This is a genomic window from Allorhizobium pseudoryzae (genome assembly GCF_011046245.1).
Classification (GTDB): domain Bacteria; phylum Pseudomonadota; class Alphaproteobacteria; order Rhizobiales; family Rhizobiaceae; genus Neorhizobium; species Neorhizobium pseudoryzae.
The window spans coordinates 1,306,293-1,320,522 of record NZ_CP049241.1 but is presented as its reverse complement, the minus strand read 5'-3'; the positions used below and the strand labels follow the sequence as shown (position 1 = coordinate 1,320,522).

17 protein-coding genes are annotated in these 14,230 nt (G+C 62.2%); 9 read left to right on the top strand and 8 right to left on the bottom strand.

Features of this window, described 5'->3' with window-relative positions; genetic code table 11:
* The first annotated feature begins 28 nt into the window (after positions 1 to 28).
* Genes dapF through G6N78_RS06505 form a run of 5 tightly spaced genes read left to right on the top strand, consistent with a single transcriptional unit; the run spans position 29 to position 5,101 of the window.
* Positions 29 to 931, top strand: a complete 903-nt coding sequence (dapF, locus tag G6N78_RS06525) for a diaminopimelate epimerase (protein ID WP_165221364.1) — start codon at positions 29 to 31, stop codon at positions 929 to 931.
* On the top strand, positions 928 to 2,202 hold the full coding sequence (gene mtaB / locus G6N78_RS06520; protein WP_165216752.1) for a tRNA (N(6)-L-threonylcarbamoyladenosine(37)-C(2))-methylthiotransferase MtaB: 1,275 nt from the start codon (positions 928 to 930) through the stop codon (positions 2,200 to 2,202). Before dapF ends, mtaB begins: the two co-directional genes overlap by 4 nt.
* A 15-nt stretch (positions 2,203 to 2,217) precedes the next feature.
* Complete coding sequence (gene ftsY / locus G6N78_RS06515) at positions 2,218 to 3,813, top strand: signal recognition particle-docking protein FtsY (RefSeq protein WP_165216750.1); 1,596 nt, start codon at positions 2,218 to 2,220, stop codon at positions 3,811 to 3,813.
* A gap of 56 nt (positions 3,814 to 3,869) precedes the next feature.
* A complete protein-coding gene (locus G6N78_RS06510) occupies positions 3,870 to 4,517 on the top strand; it encodes a septation protein A (protein WP_165216748.1) in 648 nt (215 codons plus the stop codon).
* Positions 4,518 to 4,525: 8 nt separating this feature from the next.
* Positions 4,526 to 5,101, top strand: a complete 576-nt coding sequence (locus G6N78_RS06505; protein WP_370691515.1) for a DUF2585 domain-containing protein — start codon at positions 4,526 to 4,528, stop codon at positions 5,099 to 5,101.
* A gap of 6 nt (positions 5,102 to 5,107) precedes the next feature.
* On the opposite strand, the gene G6N78_RS06500 is transcribed toward G6N78_RS06505, so the two are convergent.
* The 7 genes from G6N78_RS06500 to ccmA form a co-directional block, all read right to left on the bottom strand.
* Positions 5,108 to 5,410, bottom strand: a complete 303-nt coding sequence (locus tag G6N78_RS06500) for a HigA family addiction module antitoxin (RefSeq protein WP_165216744.1) — start codon at positions 5,408 to 5,410, stop codon at positions 5,108 to 5,110.
* A gap of 29 nt (positions 5,411 to 5,439) precedes the next feature.
* Positions 5,440 to 5,721 carry a type II toxin-antitoxin system RelE/ParE family toxin gene (locus G6N78_RS06495; protein WP_165216742.1) on the bottom strand — a complete coding sequence of 94 codons (282 nt, stop codon included), beginning with the start codon at positions 5,719 to 5,721 and terminating at the stop codon, positions 5,440 to 5,442.
* A gap of 67 nt (positions 5,722 to 5,788) precedes the next feature.
* Complete coding sequence (locus tag G6N78_RS06490) at positions 5,789 to 6,388, bottom strand: DsbE family thiol:disulfide interchange protein (RefSeq protein ID WP_165216740.1); 600 nt, start codon at positions 6,386 to 6,388, stop codon at positions 5,789 to 5,791.
* A complete protein-coding gene (gene ccmD, locus G6N78_RS06485) occupies positions 6,385 to 6,561 on the bottom strand; it encodes a heme exporter protein CcmD (RefSeq protein WP_165216738.1) in 177 nt (58 codons plus the stop codon). The genes G6N78_RS06490 and ccmD overlap by 4 nt, the downstream gene beginning before the upstream one ends.
* A 1-nt stretch (position 6,562) precedes the next feature.
* Positions 6,563 to 7,321, bottom strand: a complete 759-nt coding sequence (locus tag G6N78_RS06480; RefSeq protein ID WP_165216736.1) for a heme ABC transporter permease — start codon at positions 7,319 to 7,321, stop codon at positions 6,563 to 6,565.
* A 43-nt stretch (positions 7,322 to 7,364) separates the two neighbouring features.
* Positions 7,365 to 8,024: a heme exporter protein CcmB gene (ccmB, locus tag G6N78_RS06475; RefSeq protein WP_165216734.1), complete on the bottom strand. Its 660-nt coding sequence runs from the start codon at positions 8,022 to 8,024 to the stop codon at positions 7,365 to 7,367.
* A 337-nt stretch (positions 8,025 to 8,361) separates the two neighbouring features.
* The gene (gene ccmA / locus G6N78_RS06470; RefSeq protein WP_165216732.1) at positions 8,362 to 9,009 is read right to left on the bottom strand and encodes a heme ABC exporter ATP-binding protein CcmA; all 648 of its coding nucleotides are present in this window, start codon (positions 9,007 to 9,009) and stop codon (positions 8,362 to 8,364) included.
* On the opposite strand from ccmA, the gene G6N78_RS06465 reads away from it, so the two are divergent.
* The 4 genes from G6N78_RS06465 to G6N78_RS06450 all read left to right on the top strand — a co-directional run bounded on the left by G6N78_RS06465 (position 9,008) and on the right by G6N78_RS06450 (position 13,579).
* A complete protein-coding gene (locus G6N78_RS06465) occupies positions 9,008 to 9,208 on the top strand; it encodes a hypothetical protein (RefSeq protein ID WP_165216731.1) in 201 nt (66 codons plus the stop codon). The genes ccmA and G6N78_RS06465 overlap by 2 nt on opposite strands.
* 65 nt (positions 9,209 to 9,273) lie before the next feature.
* Positions 9,274 to 11,970, top strand: a complete 2,697-nt coding sequence (acnA, locus tag G6N78_RS06460) for an aconitate hydratase AcnA (RefSeq protein ID WP_165216729.1) — start codon at positions 9,274 to 9,276, stop codon at positions 11,968 to 11,970.
* A gap of 219 nt (positions 11,971 to 12,189) precedes the next feature.
* Positions 12,190 to 12,909: a DUF1223 domain-containing protein gene (locus G6N78_RS06455; protein ID WP_165221361.1), complete on the top strand. Its 720-nt coding sequence runs from the start codon at positions 12,190 to 12,192 to the stop codon at positions 12,907 to 12,909.
* Between the two features lie 283 nt (positions 12,910 to 13,192).
* Positions 13,193 to 13,579 carry a DUF2794 domain-containing protein gene (locus G6N78_RS06450; RefSeq protein ID WP_165216727.1) on the top strand — a complete coding sequence of 129 codons (387 nt, stop codon included), beginning with the start codon at positions 13,193 to 13,195 and terminating at the stop codon, positions 13,577 to 13,579.
* 26 nt (positions 13,580 to 13,605) lie between these two features.
* Here the strand turns inward: G6N78_RS06450 and G6N78_RS06445 are convergent, their stop codons facing one another.
* Positions 13,606 to 14,151: a GNAT family N-acetyltransferase gene (locus G6N78_RS06445; RefSeq protein ID WP_165216725.1), complete on the bottom strand. Its 546-nt coding sequence runs from the start codon at positions 14,149 to 14,151 to the stop codon at positions 13,606 to 13,608.
* Between the last annotated feature and the right edge of the window lie 79 nt (positions 14,152 to 14,230).

The window sequence follows — 14,230 nt, the reverse complement described above, 5'->3', positions numbered from 1 at the left end:
GGCGTTCCGCAAGACAGGTGGTTCCAGCATGGCGCAGATGGTCGAATTCGCGAAGATGAACGGGCTTGGCAACAAGATCCTGGTCGTCGATATGCGTGGCCGTTCCGATCGCGTCACGCCGGATGCTGCCATTGCCTTGGCCGCCGATCCGGCCACGGGTTTCGACCAGATCATGGCGATCCATGATCCGAAGGCGTCCGGCACGGATGCCTATATCGATATCCTCAACTGCGATGGCACGAAGGCGCAGGCCTGTGGCAATGGCACGCGCTGCGTGGTGCAGGCGCTGGCCTCTGAGACGGGCCGCAAGGTCTTCACCTTCCAGACGGTCGCCGGCATCCTGAATGCGGAAGAGCATGCGGATGGCACGATTTCGGTCGATATGGGCCGGCCCGTCTTTGCCTGGGACCGTATCCCGCTTTCGGAAGAATTTCACGATACCAGCCGCATCGAGCTGCAGATCGGGCCGATCGACGCCCCGGTCCTGCATTCGCCCGCGACGATGTCGATGGGCAATCCGCATGCCGTCTTCTGGGTCGATCGCGACCCGATGACCTTCGAGCTGGAGCGGTTTGGGCCGCTTCTCGAAAACCATCCGATGTTTCCGGAAAAGGCCAATATCACGCTGGCCCATGTGATGTCGCCGACGGAGATGGTCACGCGCACCTGGGAACGCGGAGCGGGGTTGACGCTCGCCTGCGGATCGGCCGCCTGTGCCGCCGGCGTTTCCGGCGCCCGCACGGGTCGCACCGAACGCAAGGTGGATATCATCGTCGCCTCCAGCCCCAATCGCGGCAAGCTCTCGATCGACTGGCGGGCGGATGACCATGTGGTGATGACCGGCCCTGCCGAATGGGAGTGGTCCGGCCGGCTCGAGCCGACGACCGGTCAGTTCGAGCGGGACAACGAGGCCGAGGCTCTGGCGCGGTGAGCGGCGTCGAGATCATCACCTTCGGCTGTCGCCTCAACACCTACGAATCCGAAGTCATGCGGGCCGAGGCGGAAAAGGCGGGGCTGAATAATACCGTCCTCGTCAACACCTGCGCGGTGACAGGCGAAGCGGTGCGCCAGGCGCGCCAGGCGATCCGCCGTGCACGGCGCGACAATCCGCATGCGCGTATCATCGTGACGGGCTGCGCGGCGCAGACGGAGGCCGAGACCTTTGGCGCGATGCCGGAAGTGGATGCGGTGCTCGGCAATGAGGAGAAGCTGAAGAGCGCCTCCTATCGCGCGCTGCCGGATTTCGGCGTCTCGGCGGAAGAGAAGCTGCGCGTCAACGACATCATGAGCGTCAAGGCCACCGCGCCGCAGATGGTCAAGCACATCGACGGGCATGTGCGGGCCTTCATCCAGGTGCAGAACGGCTGCGACCATCGCTGCACCTTCTGCATCATTCCTTATGGCCGCGGCAATTCCCGCTCGGTGCCGATGGGGGCCGTGGTCGATCAGGCCCGTAGACTGGTGGAGGCCGGCTATCGCGAGATCGTGCTGACCGGTGTCGATGCCACCAGTTATGGTGCCGACTTGCCGGGAACGCCGACGCTCGGCCTGCTCGCGAAAACGCTTCTGAAGCAGATTCCTGAGATCCAGCGGCTGCGGCTCTCCTCCATCGACAGTATCGAGGCGGACAGCCATCTGTTCGATCTTTTGGGCGACGAGCCGCGCTTCATGCCGCATCTGCACCTCTCGCTGCAGCATGGCGACGACATGATCCTGAAGCGGATGAAGCGCCGGCATTCGAGCGCCGATGCGCTTTCCTTCGTGGAGCAGGTGCGTCGGCTGCGGCCCGACGTCAGCTTTGGCGCCGACATGATCGCCGGTTTCCCGACCGAAACCGAAGAGATGTTCGGCAATGCGCTTCGTCATGCGCAGGAGTGCGGCATTTCCTATCTGCATGTCTTTCCCTATAGCCCGCGACCGGGCACACCGGCGGCGCGCATGCCGCAGCACGACCGGGCGCTCGTCAAGGAACGGGCAGCACGGCTTCGCGTTACGGGAGAGGCGCTGCTCATCGCCCATCTTGACCGGATGGTCGGCACGCGCCAGACGATCCTGGTGGAAATGAGCGGCTTTGCGCACACCGAGAATTTTTCGCTGGTCGCGGCTCCCGGTCTTTCGCCGCGCGATCTGGTGCCGGTCACCGTGACCGGCCACAATGGCAAACATCTGACAATGCAGGTCATCGCTGCTGTGGCGGCGTGACGGAACGGATCATTCATGGCGCTGGGGTTCATCAAAAAGGTTTTCTCGTTCGGCAAGGACAAGCCGGCGGAGAGCGAGAAGGCGGAAGGGCTTTCCGCGGAAGAACGCGTTGCGCTTTCGGCCGAGACGGAGCCGCATGGCCGCGCGGAAGACCTGCCCGTCTCCGCCGTCGATCCGGTGGCCGATGTCGAAATGGACACGGCGGGTGGTCCTGCCGATGACGAACCAGGCGATGACGAGCCTGTGCTTCTTGCGCCCGGCGACATGCCGGGTGAACTGGGCCTGGTGCCTCTGTCGCTGCTGGAGGCCGAGGCGGCAGAAGACGCTGTTGCTGAGATCTCTGCCGATGCGCCCGCCATACCCCCCTCTGCCCTGCCGGGCATCTCCCCCACAAGGGGGGAGATCGACTCGCGGCACGAGGGCCATTCCCTTACCAACGTTGCACCTCTTGAGGCGCAGTTGGGAGAGCCAGGTTCCTCCGCTCGGGACTTGGTTGGGGAAGCCGGCAACCCGGAAGCGATCTCCCCCCGTGTGGGGGAAATGCCCGGTAGGGCAGAGGGGGGCGACGCGTCCGCTGCCGTTTCCTCTTTTGCAGCCGAAGCATCATCGCCTCTCGCCGAACCCGCCCTCCCCAAAGGGTTCGCCACCCGCAAGGCCGAAACACCCATCGTCGAAGCGCTGCCGGAGCCGAAACTTTCCTGGTTCCAGCGTCTCCGCCAGGGCCTGTCGCGCACGTCGGCGCAGCTGACCGGGCAGATCGCGGCGCTGTTTACCAAGCGCAAGCTGGACGAGGCGACGCTGGAGGAGCTGGAAGACCTGCTGATCCAGGCGGATCTCGGCGTCGAAACCGCCATGCGCATCGCTGACACGCTCTCCTCCGAGCGCTACGGCAAGGATGTGACCGGCGAAGACGTGTCGCGCATCATGGCCTCCGAAATTACCAAGGTGCTGAAGCCGGTGGCAAAGCCGCTGGAGCTGGACCTTTCCCACAAGCCGCATGTCATCCTCGTCGTCGGCGTCAACGGCACGGGCAAGACGACGACGATCGGCAAGCTGGCTGCCAAGCTCTCCGGTTCGGGCCTCAAGGTCATGCTGGCGGCGGGCGATACGTTCCGTGCGGCGGCGATCGAGCAGCTGAAGATCTGGGCGGATCGCACCAAGTCCGAATTTATCGGCACCAAGCTCGGCGCCGATGCGGCGGGCCTTGCCTATGATGCCTTCGAGCAGGCGAAAGCTAAGAAATGCGACGTGCTGATCATCGATACGGCGGGGCGTCTGCAGAACAAGGCCGAGCTGATGGCGGAGCTCGAAAAGATCGTGCGCGTGCTCGGCAAGCTCGATCCAGATGCGCCGCATACCGTGTTGCAGACGCTGGATGCCACGACCGGCCAGAACGCCCTGCAACAGGTCGAGATCTTCCGCAACGTAGCGGGCGTTGGCGGGCTGATCATGACCAAGCTCGATGGCACGGCGCGCGGCGGCATCCTGGTGTCAATTGCTGCCAAGCACAAGCTGCCGGTCTATTTCATCGGCGTCGGCGAGGGGATCGACGATCTCGAACCCTTCGAGGCGGAGGATTTTGCCCGCGCGATTGCGGGCGTGACGCATTGATGCCACAGATGCAGCGTTTGCATCGACAAAGATCAACGGAAAGATAAGACAGAACCATGCAGAGCCTCGAAAGCGATACAGTGGCGACCCGCGCGGAAAAGCAGCATGCGGGCCTGAAGTTCGCACTGGAAATCGGCCCGCTGCTGGTCTTCTTCTTCGGCAATCTGCGCGGCGAATGGCTGGTACAGACCTTTCCGTCGCTGTCTGTGCTTGGCGGGCCGCTGCTGGTGGCGACGGGCCTCTTCATGGCCGCGACGGTGCTGTCGCTCATCGTCTCGAAGATCGTCTTCAAGCATCTGCCGGTGATGCCGTTTGTGTCGGGCATCGTCGTGCTGATCTTCGGCGGCCTGTCGATCTGGTTGCAGGACGAGATCTTCATCAAGATGAAGCCGACCATCGTCAACACGCTCTTCGGCGTGGCGCTGCTGGTGGGGCTGATGTTTGGCAAGTCGCTGCTGGGCTACGTGTTCAACGCCGCCTTCCAGCTGACGGAGGAAGGCTGGAGAAAACTGACACTGCGCTGGGGCATCTTCTTCCTGTTTCTCGCGGTGCTGAACGAAGTGGTGTGGCGCAATTTCTCCGATGCGGTCTGGGTGAATTTCAAGGTCTGGGGCACGATGCCGATCACCATTGCCTTCACGCTCGCGCAGATGCCGCTGATCATGAAGCACTCGCTCGACCAGAAGAACGAGGATGGCGCGTGAGTGCGCTTGTGGTTTCGCAGAATCGCCGCAGCGGCCAGTTCTGGCTGACCATTGCCTTTGTCATTCTTCTGGTTCAGATCGTGGCGGAACATCTGATGGGCCGCCTGTGGATCTGCTCCTGTGGCACGATCAAGCTGTTCGAGCCGGGCGTCAACACGCCGGGCAATTCCCAGCACCTAGCCGACTGGTATACGCCGAGCCACATCATCCACGGTTTCCTGTTCTACGGGCTGGGGTGGCTCGTGCTGCGCAAGGCCTCCCTCGGCAAACGCCTGGCTCTCGCCACCCTCATCGAGGCGGCCTGGGAGCTTTTGGAAAACTCACCCATCATCATCAACCGCTATCGCTCCGCTACCATGGCGATCGGTTACGAAGGTGACAGCATCCTGAACTCAGCCATGGACACGGTGTTCATGGCGCTCGGTTTCCTGTTTGCCGCCCGCATGCCGGTCTGGGTGACGGTTCTCGTCGCCATTGTCTTCGAAATCTTCACCGGCTGGCTGATCCGCGATAATCTCACGCTGAACGTCCTGATGCTGGTCTGGCCAGTCGAGGCGATCAAGGCGTGGCAGGCAGCGTTGTAGACCCTGTTACGCAGCCTCGCCCAATTCGGGAATCTGCGCCAGTTCCGGGGCTAGTTCTGCGCTCTGCTTCTTAAGGTCGTACGTGGATTGAAGATTGAGCCAGAGTTCGGGCGTCGTCCGGAAGAACTTGGCAAGCCGCAGTGCGGTATCCGCGCTGATGCCGATTTTCTCCGCAACGATCCGTTCGATACGCGTGCGCGGAACCCTCAGCGTCTTGGCGAGTGCGTAGGGCGACATGCCGAGGGGCTCAAGATACAGATCTCTCAGAATCTCACCCGGATGAATGGCCGGTGCCTTGCTGAGTGTCATGTTATGCCTCCTGCCTTAAACCACGGTCTTCAGTGGTAATCGACGATTTCGACCTCTTCCGCATCGCCGTCCTTCCAGATGAAACAGATCCGCCACTGTACGTTGATGCGGACCGAATGCTGGCCTTCGCGATCTCCCGATAACTTCTCGAGTCGATTGCCAGGCGGGGACCGAAGATCATCCAGAGACCGTGCCGCGTCGATCAGCGTCAACAACTGCTGTGCACGACGCACAAGCTCGGCTGGAAAACCTTTTCGAATGGTCCCGGCGTCAACTGCTTCAGTACGCTTGTCCCGGAACGACCGGATCATTCCTCGCCTCCATCTTTAGTATCATGTAGTGATACGTAAATAAAGGCAAGAGACGATAGACGGTTTCTCAGCTTGACGGTTTGTTCGTCGCCGTCTCGATCGACGGTAGCAGATCCTGCACGACGCTGCGCTCATCAAAGGGGCCGACGCGCTTGTAGAGAATTGTTCCATCCGGGCCGACCAGATAGCTTTCCGGAATGCCGTAGACGCCCCAGTCGATCGCCGCCTTGCCGTTCGGGTCGATGCCGATCGCATCATACGGATTGCCGAGCTCGCCGAGGAAGCGCAGCGCGTTGTCGTTGCGGTCCTTGTAGTTGATGCCGACGATCGTCAGGCGCGGATCCTTTGCCAGTTCCGTCAGCAGCGGGTGTTCCTGCCGGCAGGGCACGCACCAGGAGGCAAACACGTTGACGAGGGTGAGCCGGCCGCGGATGGCGGCGTCGGTCAGCGCCGGCGTCTGAGATCCGTCGAGCGCGGGCAGGGATAGCGACGGCGCCGGCTTGCCGATGAGCGCGGACGGGATGGCCGAGACATCGAGGCCGTTGACGTCCTGATCATACAGCATTTTTCCGGCAATGGCGGCAAAGCCGGCGAAGATCGCAAGAGGGATCAGCACCAGCACGCGCGTCGTGCGGCGCTTCGGCTGGGTGTCGCTGTCTGTTGTCATGGTGATGGGGTCCCGGCCGGTGCCGCCGCGCTCCGCCGGCGCAGGCCGGATGCTTCGAGTTCCGCCAGTTCCCGGCGGCGGGCGCGGCCATCCATCCAGGTCCAGGCAATGAGGCTGAGAATTGTCAGCGTGGTCAGGGTGTAGGCGGTGAGGATGTAGAAGGCGTGGGTCATCTCAGTCTCCCCGGCCGGCCATGCGGGCGGCAAGGCGGCGCTGCGTTGCCACGCGCCTGCGCCAGATCTCGTTGCGCATCGCCATGATGTGCAGGCAGAAGAAGAGCAGCGTGAAGGCCACCGCCATGATCAGCAGCGGCCAGAGGAATTCCGGGTCGATGGTCGGGCCGTCGAGCCGGATGACGCTCGCCGGCTGGTGCAGCGTGTTCCACCAATCGACGGAAAACTTGATGATCGGGATGTTGACGAAACCGACGAGGATCAAGACGGCCGAGACGCGGGCGGCGCGCGAGGGATCATCCATCGACCGGTTGAGCGCGATCAGGCCGAGATACATCAGGAACAGGATGAAGACGGAGGTGAGCCGGGCATCCCAGACCCACCAGGTGCCCCACATCGGCTTGCCCCACAGCGAACCGGTGACGAGTGCGATCAACGTGAAGGCAGCGCCGAGCGGGGCTGCGGCCTTGTGGCTGACATCCGCCAGCGGGTGGCGCCAGACCAGCGTGCCGATCGCCGACAGCGCCATCACCGAATAACACATCATCGAGAGCCAGGCGGCCGGCACATGGATATACATGATGCGCACCGTATCGCCCTGCTGGTAATCGCCTTCGGTGGTGAAGGAAAGAATGAGGCCAACGGCAAAGAGCACGCAACAGAGTGCGGCAAGCCAGGGCAGCACACGCTCGGCCAGCGCCAGAAAACGCGTCGGGTTGGCAAGGTCGCTGAATTTGCGGATGGCAAGGCTTTCGGTCATGGCGTCCTTCTAGGCAAACTGCCCTGTCATTCCTTGATTCTAGTCAATCCCCGGCATTGCGCAACGCCAGCGCCGCACCCAGCGGACCGAGCACGGCAAAAAACATCGTGATGGCGGTGAGAATCAGAAATGGCGGCAGGAAAGGCGCCGGGTCCTCCACCGCCGCATAGGTGGCGCTGACGCCGAAGATCAGCACCGGGATGCAGAGGGGCAAAACGAGGATTGACACCAGCAGCCCGCCGCGCGGCAGGGTGACGGCGACCGCCGCCCCGACCGCGCCGATCAGCGTCAGCGCCGGCGAGCCGACGAGCAGCGTCAGCATCGCTGCGCCGATCGCCACCTCGTCCATGTTCATGAAGAGGCCGAGCAGCGGCGAGGCAATCACCAGCGGCAGCACGTTGGCGATCCAGTGCGCCAGGCATTTGACGAGCACGGTCAGGACCAGCGGATGCTCCTGCATCAGGAGAAGATCGAGCGAACCGTCGTCTCGATCGGTCTGGAACATCCGGTCGAGCCCGAGAAGGGCCGCGAGCAGCGCGCCGATCCAGACGATGGCGGGCCCGATTCGGGCCAGAAGATTGAGATCCGGCCCGACGCCGAAGGGGATGACGGCGACGACGGTCAGGAAAAACAGGATGCCGATCAGCGCCCCGCCGCCGGCACGGATGGAGAGTTTCAGGTCACGCAGCAGGAGGGCGGTCATGCGAGGGCCTTTCCTGTCGCGTGCCCCTCACCCCAGCCCTCTCCCCGCCTTGATGCAAAGGCTATCTCGATTGAGCCTTCAGCCGATAGACTTATGCGCTGAAGGAACGCCCCATCTGTCGTCATCCTCGGGCTTGACCCGAGGATCCACGGCGCAAGTGTTTGCCGAGCCAACTGTTCTGCACTTTGTTTTGCGGGCAGGAAGGATCCTGGGGTCAAGCCCGAGGATGATGACGGCATTGTTGTTTTCAGAGACAATAGGTCTGGTCTCACCGCAGAAGTGATACCGGAAAGCCCATGACAGGCTTCAGAAGACCCTGAACGTCTGTGCCTCGCGATCATACCCCGTCCTCCATCCCGGCAAACGCAAACCCCTTCATCTCCAGCCGATGATGGGCCTCAAAGTCCAGCGGCTGGTGGGTGGCGGCGAGAGTGAGGCCGCCCTGCTCGAGATGGGAGCGAATCAGCCGGCTGAAGAGCGCTTCGGCGGCCGTGTCCAGGGCCGCGGTCGGCTCGTCGAGGATCCAGACCGGGCGATGGGCGACCAAAAGCTTGGCGAACGCCATGCGGCGTTGCTGGCCGGCGGAGAGATAACCGAAGGGCAGATGCAGGATGGCCGGCAGTTCCACCGTCTCGGCGGCCTCCTCAATGGACAGGTCCGTTCCGCCCGGCCGGTTGCCGAGGAAATCCCGCCAGAAGGCAAGATTTTCCGCAACCGTCAGTTCCGGTTTCATCGCGTTCCGATGCCCGAGATAATGACACACTTCCGCCGGCGGGAGCGGTTCCGGCAGGGTGTCGTCCTGCCAGGAGATATGGCCGGAGGCGGGTCGGATGAGGCCCGCCACCACCCTCAACAGGGTGGATTTTCCACTGCCGTTGCGCCCCGTCAGCACGAGCGATTGCCCCGCCCTCAAGTCGAAGGAAATGTTAGAGAAAATCAGATCCTCTCCGCGTCGGGCCGAGAGGTGTTCGGCAGTCAGCCGCATGTGGTTAGCCTTTGTTTGCCATTCGCCGAAAGCGATCAAAAAAAATGCAGAACGGCCCTGTCACGGTCTGGAACAGTTCTTAGAAATTATCTATAAGCTTCGCAACCACGCCAGCGGCCGGCGTGATTTTCACTTTGCGCCGGACCTGAAGTTCATTCTTCTCGTGCGGACAGCGGAAATGGTCGTACCCGCATCCTGATGTGCATGTAGTGCATAGGCGTCCGCACGCGCGTGTTGGCTCTTAATATCAGCGGGGTTGTTTCCGTGACAAAATCTCTCGACAGTTTCAATTGCCGGTCCGTGTTGACCGTGGGCGGCAAGGACTACGTCTATTACAGCCTGCCGAAGGCGGAGGCCAACGGCCTTCCCGGCGTGTCCAAGCTGCCCTTCTCCATGAAGGTGCTGCTCGAAAACCTGCTGCGCTTCGAAGACGGCAAGTCCGTGACCAAGGAGCACATACTGTCGGTGGCCGAATGGCTCGGCAACAAGGGCAAGGTCGAAAACGAAATCGCCTATCGCCCGGCCCGCGTCCTGATGCAGGACTTCACCGGCGTTCCGGCGGTCGTCGACCTTGCTGCCATGCGTGACGGGATCAAGGCTCTCGGCGGTGATCCGGAAAAGATCAACCCGCTGGTTCCGGTCGACCTCGTAATCGACCACTCGGTTATCGTCGATGAATTCGGCAATCCGAACGCCTTTGCCCGCAACGTCGAACTCGAATATGAGCGCAACGGCGAGCGTTACCGCTTCCTGAAGTGGGGCCAGCAGGCGTTCAAGAACTTCCGCGTCGTTCCCCCGGGCACGGGTATCTGTCACCAGGTGAACTTCGAATATCTCGGCCAGACGGTCTGGACGAAGGACGAAGACGGCGAAACCATCGCCTATCCGGATACCTGCGTCGGCACCGACAGCCACACCACCATGATCAACGGTCTTGGCGTTCTCGGCTGGGGCGTTGGCGGTATCGAAGCGGAAGCCGCCATGCTCGGCCAGCCGGTCTCCATGCTGCTGCCGGAAGTCATCGGCTTCAAGCTCACCGGCACGCTGAAGGAAGGCGTGACGGCAACCGACCTCGTGCTCACCGTCGTGCAGATGCTGCGCAAGAAGGGCGTCGTATCCAAGTTCGTCGAATTCTACGGCACGGGTCTCGACACGCTGCCGGTCGCCGACCGCGCAACGATCGGCAACATGGGTCCGGAGTATGGCGCGACCTGTGGCTTCTTCCCGGTTGATTCGGCCACCGTCGGTTACCTCGACATGTCGGGCCGCACGAAGGACCGTATCGCCCTCGTCGAAGCCTATTCCAAGGCACAGGGCATGTGGCGCGAAGGCGATGGTTCCGACCTCGTCTTCACCGATACGCTGGAACTCGACCTCGGCGACGTCGTGCCGTCCATGGCCGGCCCGAAGCGTCCGGAAGGCCGTCTGCCGCTCGAAACCATCGCGCCGAACTTCGCCACCGCCCTTGAAGGCGATTACAAGAAGCCGGGTCAGCTTTCCCAGCGCTGGGCCGTCGAAGGCACGGATTTCGATCTCGGCCACGGCGACGTGGCGATTGCCGCCATCACGTCCTGCACCAACACCTCGAACCCGAGCGTGCTGATCGCTGCCGGCCTTCTCGCCCGAAACGCGGTTGCCAAGGGCCTGAAGTCCAAACCGTGGGTAAAGACCTCGCTCGCTCCGGGATCGCAGGTCGTCGGTGAATACCTCGAAAAGTCGGGCCTGCAGAAGGAACTCGACGCGCTGGGCTTCAACCTGGTCGGTTTCGGCTGCACCACCTGCATCGGCAATTCCGGCCCGCTGCCGGCGCCGATCTCCAAGACGATCAACGACAAGGGCGTGATTGCCGCTGGCGTTCTCTCCGGCAACCGCAACTTCGAAGGCCGTATCTCGCCGGACGTCCAGGCGAACTACCTGGCGTCCCCGCCGCTCGTCGTCGCCTACGCACTCGCCGGCACGGTCCAGAAGGACCTGACGACCGAGCCGCTCGGCGAAGACCGTGACGGCAACCCGGTCTACCTGAAGGACATTTGGCCGACCTCTGCCGAAGTGCAGGAGTTCATCCAGAAGTACGTCACCCGCGAACTGTTCGAAACCAAGTATGCCGACGTCTTCAAGGGCGATGCCAACTGGCAGGCCGTGCAGGTTCCGGAAGGCCAGACCTATGCCTGGGACGACCAGTCGACCTACGTGCAGAACCCGCCCTACTTCGTCGGCATGCCGAAGAAGGCCGGTCTCGGCACTGAGAACATCGTCAATGCCCGGGTTCTCGGTCTCTTCGGCGACAAGATCACCACCGACCACATTTCTCCGGCCGGTTCGATCAAGGCGCAGTCTCCGGCCGGTGCCTACCTCATCGGCAATGGCGTCTCGGTTGCGGACTTCAACCAGTACGGCACGCGCCGTGGCAACCATGAAGTGATGATGCGCGGCACGTTCGCCAACATCCGCATCCGCAACTTCATGCTCGGCCCGAACGGCAAGGAAGGCGGTTACACCGTCCACTATCCGTCCAAGGAAGAGATGTCGATCTACGACGCGGCCATGAAGTACAAGGCCGAGGGCGTTCCGCTCGTCATCTTCGCCGGTGTCGAATACGGCAACGGCTCCTCGCGTGACTGGGCTGCCAAGGGCACCAACCTGCTCGGCGTGCGCGCCGTGATCGCCCAGTCCTTCGAGCGTATCCACCGTTCGAACCTCGTCGGCATGGGCGTCGTTCCCTTTGTCTTCGAAGAGGGCATGAGCTGGCAGAGCCTGGATCTGAAGGGTGACGAGACCGTCACCATCGAAGGCCTCAACGGCGAGATCAAGCCGCGCGAATGGAAGACGGCCAAGATCACCTATGCGGATGGGTCCGTGAAGGAGATCAAGATCCTCTGCCGCATCGATACGCTGGATGAGGTCACCTACGTCAACAATGGCGGCATCCTGCAGACGGTTCTGCGCGATCTCGCGGCCTGAATCGTGAAAAACTGATCGTGAAGCCGCCGGGCAGACTTGCTCGGCGGCTTTTTTATGCGCAATTTCCTGATCGGCGGGGTCTCACCCGCTTGTGACTTCCGATTGATGAACGGGACGGGTTAGGTTTGACCCGACCCAAACTGCCTCGTGCAACGAAGACTTGTGATGCCTCTCGGAAATTCCCACCTGCTGACAGCCCGTTGCGGCACCCTGCTGCTGATGGCCCTGTTCTTTTGCGGCAACGCATGGGCAGGCGATGTTGCTTCGCCGAAGGGCGTTGTTGAACTGTTTACCTCTCAGGGTTGTGTCTCCTGTCCGCCGGCCGATGCTGCGCTGAAGAAACTCGTTCAGCAGGGTGATGTGGTGGCTCTGTCCTACCACGTCGATTACTGGAACTACCTCGGCTGGACCGACACGCTGAGCTCCAAGGAGAACACCGAACGCCAGTATGGCTACGCGCATTCCATGGGGCGCAGCGGCGTCTACACCCCCCAGGCCATCATCAATGGCCGCCAGCATGTGAAGGGCATGGATCTTCCCGCCATCAATACGCTGGTGGAGGACATGACCGGCAAGGGCGAAGGCATGAGGGTGCCGGTCGCAGTCCGCATGCAGGATGACCAGATGGTCATCGACATCGGCGCCGGTGAGGGGCGTGCGGATATCGTGGTCGCCTACTTCACCAAGAAGGAAGAGGTCGAGGTGCAGCGCGGCGAAAACAGCGGCCGCACCATGGAATACTGGCACAGCGTTTACGACGTGCAGACGGTCGGCATGTGGGATGGAAAGCCACAGAAGATCACGCTGCCGGCAAAGACACTCGGACGGACGAAGAAGGATGGGTGCGCCGTGCTTCTGCAGACCTCCAGCCCGAAGGGCGAGCCGGCGGCGATCCTCGGTGCCACGCTGATCATGGCGGGCCGCAAGCGGCACGATTGAGGGCCGGTGAGAAAGGTCCGGCCCTTGGCGATGGGGGCTGGGGGTAAGGTCAACGCCAAGGACCGGCCCGGTCTGGCGCGGGGCGCCAGCTGGATAACAGGAAGACTGCCCTGCGAATCCGGCGTCTGTTTGTTCGAATTCGGGCAAACACCGGAAACAATGTCAGATTTAATCGGCCCCTCTGGGACCTTCCCGGGACGATCGGCGTTTCCGCTTCGTCGCTTGCATTTTGCCCCCAGTCGGGCACACTGTCATGGAAGTGTTACAAGGCTTGGGAGCTTTGATGACTGATCAGCCGGATTTAAACGCGCCGGGTTCATCCTCGGCAAATGTCGTCGTCGATCTCGGTCAATACCGCCAGAACCTGGATCCGATCCCTGTCACGTTCCACCGCCGTGAACTCGATGCGATTCTTCGTATCTATGGCCGCATGGTGGGCGAAGGCGAGTGGAAGGACTACGCCATCGACCATATGAAGGACAAGGCGGTCTTTTCCATCTTCAAACGCTCGGGCGAGATGCCGCTCTTCCGCATCGAGAAAAACCCGAAGCTTTCTGCCAAGCAGGGTGCCTATAGCGTCGTCAACACGCACGGCATGATCCTCAAGCGCGGCCATGAGTTGCCGCAGGTGCTCAAGGTCTTCGACAAGGTTCTGAAGCTCGTCGAATAGGCCGGCCGCACCGCAGGAGGTCTGGCTCAGCCCCCGCCGGGGCGAATCGCACCGGGCGGTGTGGCGTTGCCATCCCCCAGCTCACGCTGCATGAAGACCGTATCCAGCCAGCGCTCGTGTTTGAAGCCGGTGCCGGTCAGCGTTCCGACCATCCGGAAACCGAGTGCTGCATGCAGCGCGCAGGAGGCTTCGCTGGCACCACCGATAACCGCCACCATCTGGCGGAAGCCGGCGCCCGTGCAACGGGCCACCAGTTCCTTCAGCAGGGCCTTGCCGATCCCGCGTCCACGGGCCTCAGGGGCGAGATAGATGGAATCCTCCACCAGCCATCGATAGGCCGGGCGGGTGCGGAAGGCCGAAGCATAGGCGTAACCCAGAAGCGTGCCGTCCCTGTCGATGGCGGCGATGTAGGGATACCCCTTGTCCAAGATCGCCTCGAAACGGGCGTGCATCTCGGCCTCATCCGGCGGATCAAGCTCATAGCTTGCCGTTCCGTTGAGAACGCTGTCGCGATAGATGGCGGTGATGGCGGGAAGGTCAGACGCGGTCGCGTCGCGCAGGAGAAATGTCATGGAAGCTTGCAAATTCAATCAATCGGACGATGGCCAACGCTAAGCCTCGTCCGGCCTGATGACAATCCCGTGATCGCCG

Excerpts from the sequence above, each read along its gene's own strand:
- dapF (WP_165221364.1), top strand. The coding sequence starts at position 29 with ATGGCGCAGATGGTCGAATTCGCGAAGATGAACGGGCTTGGCAACAAG.
- ftsY (WP_165216750.1), top strand. The coding sequence starts at position 2,218 with ATGGCGCTGGGGTTCATCAAAAAGGTTTTCTCGTTCGGCAAGGACAAG.
- G6N78_RS06510 (WP_165216748.1), top strand. The coding sequence starts at position 3,870 with ATGCAGAGCCTCGAAAGCGATACAGTGGCGACCCGCGCGGAAAAGCAG.
- G6N78_RS06500 (WP_165216744.1), bottom strand. The coding sequence starts at position 5,410 with ATGACACTCAGCAAGGCACCGGCCATTCATCCGGGTGAGATTCTGAGA.
- G6N78_RS06495 (WP_165216742.1), bottom strand. The coding sequence starts at position 5,721 with ATGATCCGGTCGTTCCGGGACAAGCGTACTGAAGCAGTTGACGCCGGG.
- G6N78_RS06490 (WP_165216740.1), bottom strand. The coding sequence starts at position 6,388 with ATGACAACAGACAGCGACACCCAGCCGAAGCGCCGCACGACGCGCGTG.
- ccmD (WP_165216738.1), bottom strand. The coding sequence starts at position 6,561 with ATGACCCACGCCTTCTACATCCTCACCGCCTACACCCTGACCACGCTG.
- G6N78_RS06480 (WP_165216736.1), bottom strand. The coding sequence starts at position 7,321 with ATGACCGAAAGCCTTGCCATCCGCAAATTCAGCGACCTTGCCAACCCG.
- ccmB (WP_165216734.1), bottom strand. The coding sequence starts at position 8,024 with ATGACCGCCCTCCTGCTGCGTGACCTGAAACTCTCCATCCGTGCCGGC.
- G6N78_RS06465 (WP_165216731.1), top strand. The coding sequence starts at position 9,008 with ATGTGGTTAGCCTTTGTTTGCCATTCGCCGAAAGCGATCAAAAAAAAT.
- ccmA (WP_165216732.1), bottom strand. The coding sequence starts at position 9,009 with ATGCGGCTGACTGCCGAACACCTCTCGGCCCGACGCGGAGAGGATCTG.
- G6N78_RS06455 (WP_165221361.1), top strand. The coding sequence starts at position 12,190 with ATGGCCCTGTTCTTTTGCGGCAACGCATGGGCAGGCGATGTTGCTTCG.
- G6N78_RS06450 (WP_165216727.1), top strand. The coding sequence starts at position 13,193 with ATGACTGATCAGCCGGATTTAAACGCGCCGGGTTCATCCTCGGCAAAT.
- G6N78_RS06445 (WP_165216725.1), bottom strand. The coding sequence starts at position 14,151 with ATGACATTTCTCCTGCGCGACGCGACCGCGTCTGACCTTCCCGCCATC.